Below are 15,977 nucleotides of genomic sequence, written 5' to 3'. Positions count from 1 at the left end.
GGTCGCACTGCCAATCAAGCCATCAACCGGCTCAACGACTAGGTTGAAATCTTCATCACCTTCGAAGACTGAGTCATCAATGGTACTAATGGATACAATAATTGACGTTTCACCAGCAGGGATTGTTACTGTACCATCAGGATTAACGTTCAAAACCGTTCCGTTTGGCGTGGTAACAGTAATATCGCCTATGTCTTCGCTTTCTGCGCTTCCCGTTACAACGGTTAATTTAACTGTCGTGTCTTGATTCGACGGTTTGTCTAGATCAATAATAAATTCTGCGTTATTACCTTCATTAACATCCCCACCACCACTAACACTTAGCTCTGGGATAGGATTAACCCCTACATTGACGGTGATCTGATCAGTACCACCATTTCCATCGCTAACCGTCACTTGGAAGCTATCGCCGCCATCAAAGTTATTGTTAGGTGTGTATGTCCAAGAGCCGTCTGGATTAACAGTAACGGTGCCATTTGTAGGAGGCTGGGTTTGCGTAAAGGTTAGGTTGTCTCCATCTGGATCAGTTGCGATTAACTGCCCTGAAACTGGGGTATCTTCGTCTGTTGAAACTTGTATGTCGTTGCCTAGGGGCGTCGAATTCCCATCGACAAAAACAGGCGGCTGTTGAAGAATTTGGAATTGTTCAAGTAAAGAAAGGCTCTGAGTTTCAGAAAGACCCAGCGATGCGAAACCTTGAGTGACGAATTCGGTAGAGGCAATGGTTTCAGTGCCGTCACGGGCAACGGTGCCTGAAGCGGTCAGACTGGATCCACTTTGGCCACCAGCTGCAGTAGCAAACTCTTCACCCAACTGTGTTGGATCCTGGCCTTCTTCTAACGCTGCAAAGATATCTTCCAATTCACTGGTAATATCCTGCGCGACACCATCATCACCGATCAATTCGGCATTGATTCGAGGCTCACCGTCAAAGAGCACTTCTTCATTGTTAAGCACCACCTCACCTGGTCTCGGAGTTTCACCCTCGAGAAGAAGTCGTACGTTACCATTAGTATCGATTACAACTATTTGTCCACTAGCTAGATTGCTTAACGCCACGTATGCACCAAAACCCATAAACGAGCCCCTAATCCTTTACTACCTCTATCGTCTTGTTTAAAAACGACAATAAATTGGCAATGTTACTATTGATATTCAATATAAATTAACATTATTGATAAACTAGCAAAACTAATTTTTCGCTTTGCATCTGTAACCAATAAAAAACAAGTTGCATTCCTGCACTAAATTTATTGGATAAAGATCTCAATTATATCAGTTTAGATAAAGTATAGTTAACGTTAAAAGAATACGTCTAACTCACTCACAAAATTATCAACATCGCTGTTTTTTAAGCCATTTATTGTTGTTTCTATTAGATAACTGAATCGATTAGTGTTACTTTATTGACGTTTACGTAGAGACCTTCTCAAAAATGAGACTTTAAATTGAGTAAGATCCTGCGAATCACAGCTTGTTAAGGAGAGTTGAAGTGAATTGGAATAAGTTGAAAGTACTAAGCTGCGCCGTCGCACTTAGCTTTCCTGCGCATAGCCAAACGTTGGAGCAGGCTGTCGCGTATACAATAACAAATAACCCTAAGGTTAAGGCTTCATATAATGAGTTTCAGAGCAAATTCTACGACTCGGAAGCCTCAGTCGGCGCTTATCTCCCTAAAATTGACCTTGACGCTGGTATTGGCTACGAAAAGGTTGATCTTGCATCGGGCACTGAAAACGAATTAACCCGTAAAGAAGCAACAATTACTCTGACCCAACTTATTTGGGATGGAAACGCGACTCTAAACGACATGGATCGTACAGCCGCTGACGCTGAGTCTGTTCGTTACCAATTGCTCGCTGACGCACAGGACATTGCACTAGAAGTCACTAAGATCTATCTCGACGCGACGAAAGCTTATGAAGTGCTTGCGCTGTCAGAAAGCAACTTAGCGGTTCACAAAGAAATTTATCGGGATATCAAAAAACGCGTCGACTCCGGCATTGGCTCTACCGCCGACATGTCACAAGTTGAAGCTCGCTTAGCTAAGGCACACGGGAATCTGCTTGCGGCGCAAAACAACCTATTTGACGTTCATACACAGTTTAAACGCATTGTCGGTCAAGCACCGCAAGGATTAACCTTCCCTAGAGCAGACCAAAACGCGATTCCATTCACCATCGACGATGCTCTTGAAGATGCGATGAACAACCACCCAGTGATCAAAATCGCTCAAGCGGATGTTGATTCAGCAAGATTTCAATTCGATCAAACTAAAGGGGTTAACTACCCGACCTTGTCATTTGAAGCGAACCAAACTTGGCGGGAAGACGCAGGCGGCATCGAAGGCTCGAGTGAAGAGTTTTCTGCGATGCTTCGTATGAGATACAACCTCTATAATGGTGGCTCAGATTCAGATCGTTCGGACAGTGCTGCGTATCAACTGAACAAAGCTAAAGACCTTCGCAACTACACCTTTAGAACAGTAGAAGAAGGCTTACGCTTGTCGTGGAGTGCTTTAGACTTAACGGTTCAACAAAAAGAATTCCTAGCTGACCATGTAGATTCTGCATCGGACACTGTTATCGCTTATGAAAAACAATACCGTTTGGGTAAACGTACGCTATTGGATCTGTTGAACACTGAGAACGAATTGTTTGAGGCGCGTAAAGGTTATTTGGACGCAAAATATGATGAACAGTATGCTAAATACCGAGTCATGAACGCGACAGGTGGTTTGTTGTCAGCGCTGCGTGTGGACACTCCTGATGAATGGAACGAGGCTGTAGAATATTAATATGAAAACACTAGTACACTCCCTAATACTCGCAACCGTTTTTTCTACTGGTGTTGCCTATGCAGAAGATGAGTACGAGTACATCGCGACACCTGTACCAAATCAAATTGATGACCTGCTCGACGAAGACAAAGATGGCGTGATCAACGCTAGAGATTTATGTCCACAAACACCTGCTCGTTCTGAAATCGATAACGACGGTTGTGGCACTTATATCAACACCTCAGAAAAGATTGATCTCCACATCCTATTTGCGAATGACTCAGATGTTGTTCAACCGATCTTTATGACTCAGGTTCGTGAGCTGGCAGACTTCCTAGAAGAGTACCCATCGACGACTGTAGAGCTGCAAGGTTATGCGAGTAAAGTAGGTCGCCCTGATTACAACCTTGAGCTGTCTAAGCGAAGAGCCGAAGCGGTTGAGAACTTGCTCTTGGACTATCAACTTGACGCCGACCGCGTAACTATCGTTGGTTTTGGTGATACTAACTTATCTGTAGAAGGTGACGATGAACAAGCGCACGCACAAAACCGTAAGGTTGTTGCAAGCGTCATTGGCCACAAAGGTCAGGTAAAAGAAGAATGGACCATCTTCACCAAGATTGAGAAATAATCAAAGGGAGCGTAAAGCTCCCTTTTTATTTTTGATTATCCTCCATCAGTGCTACCCTATCCCCGATTGCAATTAAGAGAATAACCTCATGAGTAAATTAACTTCAGACATTCAAGCAAACCTTGATCTTTTCGTTGCCGAAAGCAAACAAAACAAACTGGTTTGGGGATTACGCAACGACGAAGGTTGGCTATCGTGTGACTCAACTGAATTTGAGAATAGCGAAGTTATGCCATTCTGGTCTGCGAAAGAAGATGCCGTGGCTCACAATGTTGAAGAGTGGGCGGATTTCGAAGTTTTAGAAATACCTCTCGATATCTTTGTTGAAGATTGGCTACTAACGCTTGCAGAAGATGGCGTTTTGGTTGGCACTAACTGGAACGCAACGCTTGAGGGCAAAGAGCTAGAGCCAAGTGATCTAGCAAAGCTTTACCTTAACTAACATCGAAAGCGCTCTAACGGGCGCTTTCGTTTATTCGAAACGATCCTACCTCGCAATTTCTCAACCTTCCGATAACCACATATTGTGCGTTAATGACGGTCAGTACTAAAATGACGTCAAAATCTAAATAAAACTATAATGATGACACGTCTATTTTCTAGGTTAACACTCGTTACTTTGCTGCTATCTCCCATGACTCTTGCGCAAGATGACCTTGCAAGTTGGGAACAAGCCTACAATCAAGTATTAGCATCCGATGAGCAGCGAGCGCTGGCAATGCTGCAGGATCGCTACAATGCTCTTCCTCCAAGCATTGAGAAGCTGTATGTCAGCTCAAAAATTCACGGATTCATGATCTTGCGTGGCCAGCCTTACCATGGAAATCAAATCTCTCATCAAGAGGAGTACTCTCGTCTTGAGCAAACATTCATTTCCGCTCTCAACAGTGAAGAGCACTTGAAGTTTGGAGCAGCGAAACAAGGCTACTTAACCCTTTTGCGCCATGCGATGGAAACCAACAATCTCAATGGCAAAATACTGTTTGAATATCACCTATGTCGCTCACTCAACAGGCAGGGCCAGTTCCACAAGGCCGCACTCTATTGCTCTTCACTTAACACGCATTTGGACGATAGCCGCCACTCTACACTACCGAAATATCTCGCGCTTCGTGTTATCGCAAACAACCAAGAGTATTTAGGGAATTATCAGAGCGCACTGAAGGCTTATCAAGAATATCTCGCCATCATACCGAGCCACGTCGATCCATCAGGTGTATATAATGATGCTTCCTTGCTACTCAAAAACCTTGGTAACCTACCACTGGCAAAAGAGTACGCCAATATCGCTTTAAAACTTCGTAGTGACTCAAAAAGCGAACTCCTTTTGGCGCAAACCCATCACAGCATGGGGGATATTTTACTTAGTGCGCAAGACTATGAATCCGCCATCCATCATTTCGAACAATCACGACGCACGTTAGTAAAATACAACCATATTTATGGGCTAACTTATGCGCTTTTGGGGCTAGGCAAAGCGAACATTGCATTGCAGAGTTACGATGTGGGCAACGCATTCTTACTTGAAGCATTGGAAAACGCCTCTATTCAAGGAAATGACCAAATTAGGGGCGATATCTACCTCACTCTTTCTGAAGCATACCAAAAACAATCCATGCACATTCGAGCTGAGGACTTCGCCAACAATGCCCTAAGCCTTGCGGATGCCATTGGCAGTGCTCCTCTCAAAGGGGACGCGCTGAAAAGCCTATCTAATATTGCCGAGGCTCAAAAACAGTATCAAAAAGCCTTGCAATATCACCAGGCTTACGTGACCGCAGAAATCAGTAAACGTGACAAACAGCATCAATCTGCCTACCTAGCTTTGGGGACTGCTCAAAGGGAATACATCCAGCAGCTCCAGCAGTCTGATCTGATGGAGAAAAACGAGCAACTCGCAGACGAGCGTAATGAATATAAGTCGTTATTCCACATTTTTGCATCTGGCTGCGCTGCACTTATTGGCTTGTTGATCTTCTCTTCCTATTCGAGAAAGCGCGCGCTAAACGTTGCGGAGCTCGATGCGGTGACCGGAGCGAAAAATCGAGCATCGACCATACGTGATATTAAGCTGCTACCCAAAATCAGTGACTCTCGCTTAAAGCATCTTGTAATCTTACTTGATTTGGATGATTTCAAGCAGATCAATGACCTGTATGGCCACCCAACTGGCGATAAAGCGCTAAGAAAGGTGGCAGAGGCGATCAAGAGTCAATGTACTGCCCGTGATCTATTTGGTCGTTTAGGAGGGGAAGAGTTTGTCGTTGTGATGACAAAAGTTGATGAGCTCGATGTGGCCGACAGAGTTGAACAACTGCATGATTCAATATCGACGGCCTATTTCCGATCTGAGAGTCGCCAAAAGCTAAATGTCACTGCCAGTATGGCGTATCTGGCGACATCAAAGCCATTGTCTGACTTTGATGAGCTCTATTCGATCTTGGATCAAGCCTTGTATCAAGTGAAACAAACGGGCAAGAACCGAACGATTGACGCGTTTAATGAGCCGATTTATCTTGAGAGTTCTGCTTACGCACCAGTTCAGACATAGTCGCCTCTTTGTTGGATAGGTAATCATTGAGACCTGCCTTACGTAAATCACACGAAGGGCAATCTCCACAACCATCTCCCACAATGCCGTTGTAGCACGTTAGAGTGCTTTCACGAACGAGCTGCAACGCGTCATACTGATCCGCTAGCGCCCATGTTTCTGCCTTATTCAACCACATAAGCGGCGTTTCAATAGTAAACGCTCTATCCATGCCGAGAACCAACGAATTGTTCATCGAACGGACAAACTCGTCTCGGCAATCTGGGTAGCCAGAAAAGTCCGTCTCACATACACCTGTAATCACAGCATCTGCACCAATTTGATAAGCGTAGATACCCGCTAAAGTAAGAAACAGGATGTTGCGTCCTGGAACAAATGAGTTTGGTAATCCATTATCTTGCAACTCGTGTGAAACTGGGATGTCATCGCGAGTCAAAGAACTGATCGCAAGTTCATTGAGCAGACCCACATCCATTACTTTGTGCGCCTTCACACCCAGCTTGGTTGCCAGTTGCTCTGCCACTTCAATTTCTAATTTATGACGTTGGCCATAATCAAAGGTAATGGCATGAACTTCATCAAACTCTTTTAGCGCTTTAACTAAACACGTAGTTGAGTCCTGACCCCCACTAAACACGACGACTGCTTTTTTCATCTTGATTATCCTTTACGCGATGCTGAGATATTTATGAGTTTGAATGGATAAGCGCCAATTACGCTTTACACATACATCAATACAGAGCTGAGTGGCTCTTGGCTTCTGGCTGATCGGCTGCAAAGCAACCACAGTGGTATCTGGGAGCTTAGCGCGCTCGATCAGCACATCGAGTTGATCGATGTCTTTTTGCGTTGCGACGGGATGCTTTATCTCATTGGCGCGAACAAGTGCGGAATCGAGAACTGGCAGCTTTCCTTTCATCGCCACCTTTGGTGACACTGTCACCCAAGTATTATCTGTCGCTCGTACTTCAGAAGTACCACTGGTTTCAATTTGGCATTGGCAGCCAATCGCTTCGAAGGCTTCAGTTAGCGGTGTTAAATCATAGATACAAGGCTCTCCGCCCGTAATCACGATATGTTTAGCGGTATACTCTTGATTACGGTACTCGTCTACGATGCCTTGCGCTGATGATTGGCACCAAGTTGGCGAGTCTTGTGTTTTTTTCATAATTTCAGAGAAGCTTGTTTCATCTTGTGGTGTCGCATCCCACGTTTGCTTGGTATCACACCAAGCACATCCCACAGGACATTCCTGAAGACGAACAAATACAGAAGGGACACCTGTAAAGACCCCTTCCCCCTGAATGGTTTCAAACATCTCGTTAACTTTATACAACTTACTCTCAGTCTAACTTAATCGCAAAATTTTGCAGGACGGAGACCTTAAATGACCTAGGTTAGAAGGTCAACCTCTTCATAAATTGATCATTACTTTACTAACCTTTATCCTGCGACTCTTTGATGTATTTATTTTAGGTAAGTTATGTATAAACTGATCGCACTTGATATGGATGGGACACTGTTAACCAGCGACAAAACCATCAGTAGTAAAACAAAAGACGCCATCGCAGCCGCTCGAAAACAAGGCGTAAAAGTCGTGTTGGCATCAGGAAGACCACTTGACGGAATGAAAGGTTCATTGCGTGAATTGGGGCTAACTGAACAAGGCGAATTTGTTGTTTACTTCAACGGCTCTGTCGTGCAAGAAATCGGCTCTGGAAAAGTTATTCACCAAGCAACGATTGACGGTCGACAAGCTAAACAGGTCGCTAAGCTCGCCGAGAGTTTAGGGTTAGATTGCCACGCATTCTCTGTCGAACATGGTCTGATCACACCCAGACAAAACGAATACACAGATATCGAATCGACGATTAATGGCGTACCTGTAACAGAAATGGCCTTCGACACTCTTACAGATGACCATCCAATCATCAAAGCGATGATCGTTGGCGAGCCGACCAAGCTCACTCGTGCAATAGAGCAAATCCCTGCCCATTTGCATAACGAGTTTACCATCGTACAAAGCGCGCCGTTTTTTCTCGAGTTTCTCAACCTAGATAGTAATAAAGGTGTCGGTGTCAGTGCGATTGCAGAGTTTCTCGGTATTAACCAAAGCGAAGTGATTTGTGTTGGGGATGCGGAAAACGATCACCATATGATCCAGTATGCGAGACTTGGAGTTGCAATGAGTAATGCCATGCCACAAACCAAGCAAATCGCCGATTACATAACCACCAGCAATAATGAAGATGGCGTCGCTAAAGTCATCGAAGAGTTTGTACTCAACTGATTAACCAAAAGGCAATAAATAAGATAAATTTTATTGCCTTTTATCCTTACGATAGAAATTTTTATTGTTAAGAATCATAACCTTAAACGACATACGCTAAAGGCATTGTTAGTATAAAGTCTGTTCCTATTGTTACAGGCTATTACTATGTTTTCCAATTTATCTATCAAAAAGAAGATTGTGTTACCGCTCTCTCTTCTCATCTTACTTTTCAGCGTTAGCTCTATGCTCAATGTGCTGACATCGCAGCAGCAAGCGAAGATTTCCGATTCCATCCAACAACATTATCTACCTGCATTGTTCACGATTGAAGATGCTTATCGCGATCTTTATCAAGCGACCTCTGCAGTGCAAGGTTTGGTGCTTGCGTCATCCAATGACGAAGTCGAGCATCACCTATTTGAATACAAAGACAACGCCTACAAAGCGCTACCAAGGATGAGACATGCCAACTCACTCATCGAGTTAGGCCTTCTGCCAAAATCAGCGGCGCGAGAAGTCGAGAAGCTCGTCTCCTTAGGCGAGGATTGGCTTGCAAGCTATGAGCAGTTCATCACTCTCCCTAGAGCGGACTGGTCACTTCAATATGATAGAAACAAAGAGACCTTTGAACAGCAGTTTATTGCCGTACGCAAACAGCTCAATGTCGTCAAAGACCTTATTGAAGAAGCACGTGCAAAAACACAAACAGAAAATACCTTAGCCCAACAAAAAGCTGAACTGACTTTGGGGATCGGCACGCTACTGGTGATCATACTCGCGGTAGTCACCTGCTGGCTGCTGATTCGAGTCATCGTTAAACCGATTGAGCACATCACCAGCGCGATGCGAGAGATTTCATCAGGTGACGGCGATTTAAGCCAACGCATTGTCAGCCAATCTAATGATGAGATCGGTCAACTTGGCGAAGCGTTTAACCTCTTCGCAACTAAGATTCAAACTACAATCCAACAAGTTATTGAAACCACAGCATCCATTCGTAGTGAAATGCTTCACTTGGCAAGCGTAACTCAGTCGATTTCTGAATCAACCAATCAGCAGCAACAGGAAAGCGAACTCGTTGCGGCTGCGGTCAATGAAATGCAAGCAACAAGCCTTTCTGTCAGTGACAACGCGACAGATGCTGCGGGAGCAAGCAGCAACGCGGTAGATGAAGTTCAAAGTACGAACCAAGTATTGGAATCAACGGTTATCTCTATCCAAGGGCTGGCTGATGACGTAGACAACGCTAGCTCAGTGATTCACACACTTGATCAAGATGTGGCAAACATCGCGTCAATACTTGATGTCATTTGTGGAATTGCAGAACAAACGAACTTGCTCGCATTGAATGCAGCGATCGAAGCGGCGCGTGCGGGTGAACAAGGAAGAGGCTTCGCTGTTGTTGCTGATGAAGTACGATCTCTAGCAAGCCGCACGCAGCAAAGTACTGGTCAGATTCAGGCAATGATTGAACGACTTCAGACCGGTGCAGAACAAGCCGTAAAAGTGATGCAAGCAAGTAAAGCGAGCAGTGAAGAGACCATCGCCTCTGCGAGTAGCGCGACTCACTCACTCCATGAGATTCTGTCTGCAATCAGTAGAATGAATGAGATGAATGCTCAGATTGCAGCGGCAGCAGCGCAGCAAAATGCCGTCAGTGAAGATCTCAATGCAAACATCCAGAAAATTGCCCAAAACAGCAATAGCATGGTGACAACGGTTGACACTGCTGAGCGCTCATTGGATTCACTCGGGGCGCAATGCCAACGCTTGGATGAGCTGGTTTCTCAATTTAAGTGTTAATTGAACAAGATCAGGCTGCACTACGCAGCCTGTTTGAACTTCCCGACAGCGAAAACAAACATCAGAATTAACACTGGGTATCTTGCTGCCTCGACGCTTAATGCAAGCATAGTGTTAAAGGAGAGCATGCTCGCCGCAAGTGAGATAACCACGTTGACCGCCAAAAGAGCGAAGATCAACAAATAGACTGTCCTACTCTGTCTGGCGCCTTCTCCCTCTTTCAAACCAAAAATCAATGCCAACACCGTAACGATAATCGCCAACCAATAGACGACAATTGGACTTGGCCAGAATAGCCCCATCACGGTACAAATTCCAAGAAGCATAAACCAAACTACTTTCGAAGAAAGTAATTCAATAGCGTTGACTTCCTGTTTGCCTTCCAAGCGAATGATATGCCAAGCGCACAAGAATCCGAGCAAAGCACCACTTACGATATCGATCATAAACGCAGAGCCGGTGTAGAACTTAGCCATTCCTAACCAAACCATCAACGCGGCAAAGCCCAACGATGTCGGATTCAAAGAGAGCTTCTTCTCTTCGTTCAGTATGAGAACGCCAATACAAAGCCAAATAGCGGCTGGCGTGCTTGGAAAACTGTAACCGTAGGTCTGCACCAACTCAACGGCTGGGAGATACACGTGCGGCCTTGGAAACGCAAAGCCTTGCTGGGCGACAAGACTCATCAGAGAAGTCACCGTAACAGCAAAAAAGATCTTATAGGTAAACGCTCTGCCATATCGCAAAAAGACCAGCGGCAGCAAAATGATCAGCAGGAAGGGCTCTGACAGCATATTGCCACTCATGATGACGCCACGCACCATCTCCTTGATACTCTGTGGCAAAGACAATACAAGGTGCTGGAATTTAAGCATCCAAGCCAATTCAATCTGGTTAAAGCCGGGGGCTGCCTCAACCAAGTTCCCCACATACACAACCGATTGATCTGTCGCCTTCTTGGTTAACTGCGATACCCACTCCATTTGCTCCGGATAGCGGTAATCGCTCGCAGGAATATTGTCTGGGTTAACAAGCATTGCTGAAGCGATCTCGACACCATAATGCGGAGCAAACCATATTGGTAGCTCATAGCCATCGTAGATATTGTTGAACTGGAAAGACACAATGTCAGATTCAGACACACAGTCATAAAAAACCGCATCTTTAGTGCGACCTAATACGCCGTCAACCTTTACAACCAGACCTGTCTCTTCCCATGTTTCACGTTGAGCCGCGATCGCGGGATCTTCGCCAGGCTCAACTCGACCTGCGGGGAGGGAGAGTTTTTTGGTGATGATCTCGTGTACCATCACGAGTTTGTTGTCAGCGCGAATAATACACGCCGCGCCTTTCACGTTGCCCACTTCACTCTGCGCATACGACGAGAACGCCATAACGCTTAAAATAATTAAAAAAAAGTAACTCAGCCCGTTGAAACGATTATTCATTCTAGTTTTATCTTCCTAAAGGTTTTCGAAGCCAATTGATGTGGTTTACAAAACCCAGTTCTTGGTAAAGTCTGTTCGCAGGGCGATTGAAATCCCAAACCTCTACAAACATCTCTCTCACCCCATACTCCTCAAATCGCTTCTCAATGGTTTGGCACAGCGCCCGTGCAACGCCATTTTGACGCTGCGACTGCACAACATACAGCTCATCAATACTGCCCATTTGAACGGGCTTGCTGACTGTTGATACCAATTCACAAAAGTGACCCGTAATAAATCCAACGATGTTCGCCTCTTGAACAGCGACAAACACGAGGCATTCAGGATTATCAAGGTAACGCGCAATGCTCTTTTCTTGCTCAATATCGTCTGCAGTTTTGAAAAGCTCGGGAGATTGCTGATGATGCTCATCATGAAGTAGATACATAAGCTCGTTGAGTTGTTCGAGGTCGTTTTGATTGGCAGCTCTTATTGATAGGCGTTGCATAGATATTTTTGAGAAGCGAATAAAGTGACAGTGTGAGCATTTATCGGAAAATTATCAACAAAAATGCCCTCTGATGCGAGAGGGCACGGTTGAAATCGGGGTCTATTCTCGTTTATGACGCTCGACTTGGATTTAATAAATCGCAGTTGGATTATGAGAAATGTACCGCCTCAATCTTGTTGCCATCCAAGTCTTTTACGTAAGCCGCATAATAGGTGTCGCCATATTCTGGTCTTAGCCCTGGCTTTCCCTGACACTGCGCACCGAGTTCGATGGCGCTTTGATAGAAAGCGTCGACCGCCTCACGACTTGGCGCATTGAACGCAACATGAGTACCGCAGCCATGTGTTGCTTGTTGACTATCACAAGGCGTACCAATCCAGAACTCAAACTGTTCTCCGTAAGCTGCGGCCACACCTTCAATCGTATGTGCTCTGTGCACACCCAAGGTTTTGAGTATCGAATCATAAAACGTAATCGCACGCTCTACGTGATTAGTACCCAATGAAATATGATTCAATATCATTTCTACTGCCCTTCCTACTGACCTACTTTCTATGCAAACTGCTCAATCGCCATGATGCCTATTTTCGACCATGTTCCAACTCTTGGATGGCAATGTTGCGATTCAAATCTTCCTCGCACTTGCCTACAAATGCCTAAAGTGGTTCAGCATCAGCAATCGACGAGTGAGAACGAAGGTATTGCAAGTGTTCAGTGTAGAGGTCTATCTCATATATACCGAATGGATTAATCTCAAGGTAGGATGAAGTGAGCTCTTCAGAGAGAACATCCACTCGTTGAAAATCGATATTTTTATAGTTCAGCGCCCACTCCACTCGCTGGGAGCTATTGGAGCCACGGGCGCTGTATAAGGTTATTTGACTATGATTCACTGTACAGCGCTTTGGAAATTTCATCCAAGCTGGTTGGATCATCGATTGTTGAAGGAACCGTGTATTGCTCTCCATCTGCAATTTGGCGAATGGTACGACGCAGAATTTTACCCGAGCGTGTTTTAGGTAGCCGTTCGACCACAAGTGCATGTTTGAAACAGGCTACCGCGCCGATCTCGTCACGCACTTTTCCAACAAGCTCTCCCTCAAGTTGAAGATCGTCCACTTTCACACCATCTTTCAAGACCACAAACCCAAGCGGCAGCTGCCCTTTTAGCTCATCGTGAACGCCAACAACCGCACACTCAGCAATCGCAGGGTGACCACCAACAATCTCTTCCATCTCTCCGGTTGACAGACGATGGCCAGCGACATTAATCACATCGTCAATCCGCCCCATAATGAACAGATAACCATCATCATCGAGATAACCACCGTCACCCGACACATAATAGCCCGGGAACTGGCTTAGATAACCTGATTCAAATCGGTCGTGGTTACGCCATACTGTCGGCAAGCAACTCGGTGGCAATGGCCGTTTAAGAGCCACAAAGCCTTGTTGGTTTGGCGCGCAAGCTTCACCTAGCTCATTGAGAATTTCCACTTGGTATCCAGGAATGGGTTTGGTTGCCGAACCTGCTTTGACAGGCATAGATTCAATCCCTGTCGGATTTCCTGCGATAGCCCAACCTGTCTCTGTTTGCCACCAGTGATCCACAACCGGTTTGTGCGATTTGGACTCTACCCACTCTAAGGTTGGTGGATCGAGTCGTTCGCCTGCCATAAAAATGGTTTTAAGTGCCGTTAGATCGTACTGCTCAAGGAACTTACCCTCTGGATCTTCTTTCTTAATCGCACGAAAAGCCGTCGGCGCAGAAAAGAGCACGTCCACGTTGTATTCTTCACACACTCTCCAGAACGCGCCTGGATCTGGCGTTCTTACTGGTTTGCCCTCAAATAAAATGGTAGTGCAGCCATGAATCAACGGCGCATAAACAATGTATGAGTGACCAACAACCCAACCGACATCCGATGCTGCCCAGAACACGCCATCTTGCGGCATATTGTAGATAGCACTCATCGAATATTTCATTGCAACCGCATGGCCGCCATTGTCTCGAACAACGCCTTTCGGTTTACCCGTGGTGCCAGAGGTATAGAGAATGTAAAGAGGATCTGTCGAAAGCACTGGTACACAGGCATGAGGCAGCGCATTTTGATAGGCTTGCTGCCAGTCAATGTCGCGCTCGCTTCCTAGTTCAGCTTTTAGTTGAGGACGCTGAAGGACAAATACGCTTTCTGGCTTCCAGCGGCTATCCATAATCGCTTTATCCACCATTGGCTTATAGGGGATCACTTTATTGACTTCGATACCACAAGAGGCCGTCATGATAACTTTAGGCTCTGCGTCTTCGATACGTACCGCCAACTCATTCGGAGCAAACCCGCCAAAGACAACAGAGTGAATCGCGCCCAATCGCGCGCAAGCCAACATCGCCATCGCCGCTTCAGGAATCATTGGCATATAGATAACCACGCGATCACCTTTTTCGACACCTTGCGCTGCCAACATGCCGGCTATTTTCGCCACTTGATCGCGCATTTCATGGTAGCTGTATCGAATCTTCTGACCAGTAACCGGTGAATCATAGATTAACGCGGTATTGTCGCCCCGTCCTTGCTCACAATGATAGTCCAGAGCCAACCAGCAGGTATTGAGCAAGCCATCTGGAAACCAGCGCTCGATACCATTTTCATCGGTGTTTAAGATGGTGCTCGGCTTCTCAAACCAGTCGATGTGTTGAGCTTGAGCTTGCCAAAACTGTTCCGGCTCGTTTTGCGCCCATTGATATTGTTGTTGATATGCAGACATATTGCTTCCTCCAGTATGTCCTGACATTGCACTTTTACAGCAAGTGAATTATTCAAAAATAGTGGAGGGAACACGCACAAAGCCCTCCATGATAATACGAGCACTTCGACTCATTGTGGCTTTGTCGACCACCCAACCTGACTCAGTTTGTGTCGCAGCCGCTCCCACCTTCAACGTCCCCGAAGGATGTCCAAATGTCACAGACTGCTTTTCTCCGCCTCCAGCAGCAAGGTTGACCACCGTACCGGGAACGCAGGCGGCGGATGCAATCGCAACAGCGGCCGTTCCCATCATCGCGTGATGTAGCTTGCCCATAGAAAGAGCACGAACCAACACGTCCACCTCACCTGAATTCACTTCACTACCGCTAGACGCAAGATAGGTTTTTGGCGGTGAAACAAACGCAATTTTAGGGGTATGTTGGCGACTTTCAGCTTCTTCGAGCGTACCAATCAAGCCCATTTTTAACGCGCCATGAGCTCGAATAGTTTCAAACTTAGCTAAGGCATCTACGTCATTGTTGATATCATCTTGAAGCTCGGCTCCGCTATAACCAAGGGCTTCTGCGTCAATAAAAATGGTCGGGATACCAGCGCTTATAAACGTGGCCTTGAATGCCCCAATCCCCGGGACATCAAACTCATCGGTGATATTGCCAGTTGGAAACATACTGCCCTCACCGTCCGCAGGTTTGACAAAGTCCACCTGAATTTCCGCCGCGGGAAAGGTCACGCCATCAAGTTCGAAGTCACCCGTTTCTTGAACCAACCCATTCACAATTGGCACATGAGCAATAATGGTTTTCTGGATGTTTACCTGCCAAATACGGATCTCAGCAATGCCATTGTCTGGTAGTCGCTCAGGTTCAATAAGCCCTGCATGAATGGCAAATGGCCCGACAGCAGCAGACAGATTGCCGCAGTTGCCACTCCAATCGACAAACGGCTTATCAATCGAAACCTGTCCGAACAGGTAATCTACATCATGGCCTGGTGTTGCACTCTTACTGACAATCACCGTTTTACTGGTGCTAGAGGTCGCCCCGCCCATACCATCAATCTGCTTCGCATAGGGATCTGGGCTACCTATCACGCGCAGCAGCAAGTCATCTCTCAGTTTTCCGGGCTGTTGAGCCTCAATCGGCAAGTCAGCCAAGTTAAAAAAGACGCCTTTGCTCGTGCCGCCACGCATGTAGGTTGCTGGCACTTTGATTTGGCTTGGTGTCGATCTATTCATT

15 protein-coding genes are annotated in these 15,977 nt (G+C 45.9%); 6 read left to right on the top strand and 9 right to left on the bottom strand.

Translation table 11 applies throughout. The features are described 5' to 3' along the window. The coding region (locus OH458_RS07580; protein WP_269977834.1) for an Ig-like domain-containing protein at positions 1–1,077 on the bottom strand (1,077 nt) is incomplete at its 3' end. Between the two features lie 415 nt (positions 1,078–1,492). Here OH458_RS07580 and OH458_RS07575 point away from each other — a divergent pair. The 4 genes from OH458_RS07575 (at position 1,493) to OH458_RS07560 (ending at position 5,961) form a co-directional block, all read left to right on the top strand. Continuing rightward, on the top strand, positions 1,493–2,797 hold the full coding sequence (locus OH458_RS07575) for a TolC family outer membrane protein (RefSeq protein WP_038138120.1): 1,305 nt from the start codon (positions 1,493–1,495) through the stop codon (positions 2,795–2,797). A 1-nt stretch (position 2,798) separates the two neighbouring features. Then, positions 2,799–3,410: an OmpA family protein gene (locus OH458_RS07570; RefSeq protein WP_038138123.1), complete on the top strand. Its 612-nt coding sequence runs from the start codon at positions 2,799–2,801 to the stop codon at positions 3,408–3,410. An 88-nt stretch (positions 3,411–3,498) separates the two neighbouring features. Continuing rightward, positions 3,499–3,852 (top strand): DUF2750 domain-containing protein, encoded by a 354-nt coding sequence (locus tag OH458_RS07565; RefSeq protein WP_038138125.1) that lies wholly within the window; start codon positions 3,499–3,501, stop codon positions 3,850–3,852. A gap of 138 nt (positions 3,853–3,990) precedes the next feature. Further along, complete coding sequence (locus OH458_RS07560; RefSeq protein WP_269977833.1) at positions 3,991–5,961, top strand: GGDEF domain-containing protein; 1,971 nt, start codon at positions 3,991–3,993, stop codon at positions 5,959–5,961. Here OH458_RS07560 and queC read toward each other — a convergent pair. Both queC and queE read right to left on the bottom strand, forming a co-directional pair. Continuing rightward, complete coding sequence (queC, locus tag OH458_RS07555) at positions 5,909–6,616, bottom strand: 7-cyano-7-deazaguanine synthase QueC (protein ID WP_269977832.1); 708 nt, start codon at positions 6,614–6,616, stop codon at positions 5,909–5,911. The two genes, OH458_RS07560 and queC, sit on opposite strands and share 53 nt — an antisense overlap. Positions 6,617–6,628: 12 nt before the next feature. Then, a complete protein-coding gene (queE, locus tag OH458_RS07550) occupies positions 6,629–7,297 on the bottom strand; it encodes a 7-carboxy-7-deazaguanine synthase QueE (protein ID WP_269977831.1) in 669 nt (222 codons plus the stop codon). 147 nt (positions 7,298–7,444) lie between these two features. On the opposite strand from queE, the gene OH458_RS07545 reads away from it, so the two are divergent. Together OH458_RS07545 and OH458_RS07540 are read left to right on the top strand one after the other, a co-directional pair. Continuing rightward, positions 7,445–8,251: a Cof-type HAD-IIB family hydrolase gene (locus tag OH458_RS07545; RefSeq protein ID WP_269977830.1), complete on the top strand. Its 807-nt coding sequence runs from the start codon at positions 7,445–7,447 to the stop codon at positions 8,249–8,251. A gap of 147 nt (positions 8,252–8,398) precedes the next feature. Further along, on the top strand, positions 8,399–10,036 hold the full coding sequence (locus tag OH458_RS07540) for a methyl-accepting chemotaxis protein (RefSeq protein WP_269977829.1): 1,638 nt from the start codon (positions 8,399–8,401) through the stop codon (positions 10,034–10,036). Positions 10,037–10,056: 20 nt separating this feature from the next. Here the strand turns inward: OH458_RS07540 and OH458_RS07535 are convergent, their stop codons facing one another. From OH458_RS07535 to prpF, 6 genes are all read right to left on the bottom strand, one after another. Beyond that, positions 10,057–11,484: a bifunctional NUDIX hydrolase/phosphatase PAP2 family protein gene (locus tag OH458_RS07535; RefSeq protein WP_269977828.1), complete on the bottom strand. Its 1,428-nt coding sequence runs from the start codon at positions 11,482–11,484 to the stop codon at positions 10,057–10,059. Positions 11,485–11,491: 7 nt separating this feature from the next. Beyond that, complete coding sequence (locus OH458_RS07530; protein ID WP_269977827.1) at positions 11,492–11,971, bottom strand: GNAT family N-acetyltransferase; 480 nt, start codon at positions 11,969–11,971, stop codon at positions 11,492–11,494. 151 nt (positions 11,972–12,122) lie between these two features. Beyond that, positions 12,123–12,497: a VOC family protein gene (locus OH458_RS07525; protein ID WP_269977826.1), complete on the bottom strand. Its 375-nt coding sequence runs from the start codon at positions 12,495–12,497 to the stop codon at positions 12,123–12,125. Between the two features lie 133 nt (positions 12,498–12,630). Then, complete coding sequence (locus OH458_RS07520) at positions 12,631–12,867, bottom strand: glutathione S-transferase N-terminal domain-containing protein (RefSeq protein WP_269977825.1); 237 nt, start codon at positions 12,865–12,867, stop codon at positions 12,631–12,633. After that, positions 12,857–14,740 carry a propionyl-CoA synthetase gene (locus tag OH458_RS07515; RefSeq protein ID WP_269977824.1) on the bottom strand — a complete coding sequence of 628 codons (1,884 nt, stop codon included), beginning with the start codon at positions 14,738–14,740 and terminating at the stop codon, positions 12,857–12,859. Before OH458_RS07515 ends, OH458_RS07520 begins: the two co-directional genes overlap by 11 nt. A 48-nt stretch (positions 14,741–14,788) precedes the next feature. Beyond that, on the bottom strand, positions 14,789–15,976 hold the full coding sequence (gene prpF, locus OH458_RS07510; protein WP_269977823.1) for a 2-methylaconitate cis-trans isomerase PrpF: 1,188 nt from the start codon (positions 15,974–15,976) through the stop codon (positions 14,789–14,791). Position 15,977 lies beyond the last annotated feature (1 nt).

The organism is Vibrio sp. MarTm2, from assembly GCF_027587055.1.
Classification (GTDB): domain Bacteria; phylum Pseudomonadota; class Gammaproteobacteria; order Enterobacterales; family Vibrionaceae; genus Vibrio; species Vibrio sinaloensis_D.
This window is presented reverse-complemented; position numbering and strand designations above follow the sequence as displayed.

Excerpts from the sequence above, each read along its gene's own strand:
- OH458_RS07530 (WP_269977827.1), bottom strand. The coding sequence starts at position 11,971 with ATGCAACGCCTATCAATAAGAGCTGCCAATCAAAACGACCTCGAACAA.
- OH458_RS07535 (WP_269977828.1), bottom strand. The coding sequence starts at position 11,484 with ATGAATAATCGTTTCAACGGGCTGAGTTACTTTTTTTTAATTATTTTA.
- prpF (WP_269977823.1), bottom strand. The coding sequence starts at position 15,976 with ATGAATAGATCGACACCAAGCCAAATCAAAGTGCCAGCAACCTACATG.
- queC (WP_269977832.1), bottom strand. The coding sequence starts at position 6,616 with ATGAAAAAAGCAGTCGTCGTGTTTAGTGGGGGTCAGGACTCAACTACG.
- OH458_RS07540 (WP_269977829.1), top strand. The coding sequence starts at position 8,399 with ATGTTTTCCAATTTATCTATCAAAAAGAAGATTGTGTTACCGCTCTCT.
- OH458_RS07565 (WP_038138125.1), top strand. The coding sequence starts at position 3,499 with ATGAGTAAATTAACTTCAGACATTCAAGCAAACCTTGATCTTTTCGTT.
- OH458_RS07560 (WP_269977833.1), top strand. The coding sequence starts at position 3,991 with ATGATGACACGTCTATTTTCTAGGTTAACACTCGTTACTTTGCTGCTA.
- OH458_RS07545 (WP_269977830.1), top strand. The coding sequence starts at position 7,445 with ATGTATAAACTGATCGCACTTGATATGGATGGGACACTGTTAACCAGC.
- OH458_RS07515 (WP_269977824.1), bottom strand. The coding sequence starts at position 14,740 with ATGTCTGCATATCAACAACAATATCAATGGGCGCAAAACGAGCCGGAA.
- OH458_RS07570 (WP_038138123.1), top strand. The coding sequence starts at position 2,799 with ATGAAAACACTAGTACACTCCCTAATACTCGCAACCGTTTTTTCTACT.
- OH458_RS07525 (WP_269977826.1), bottom strand. The coding sequence starts at position 12,497 with ATGATATTGAATCATATTTCATTGGGTACTAATCACGTAGAGCGTGCG.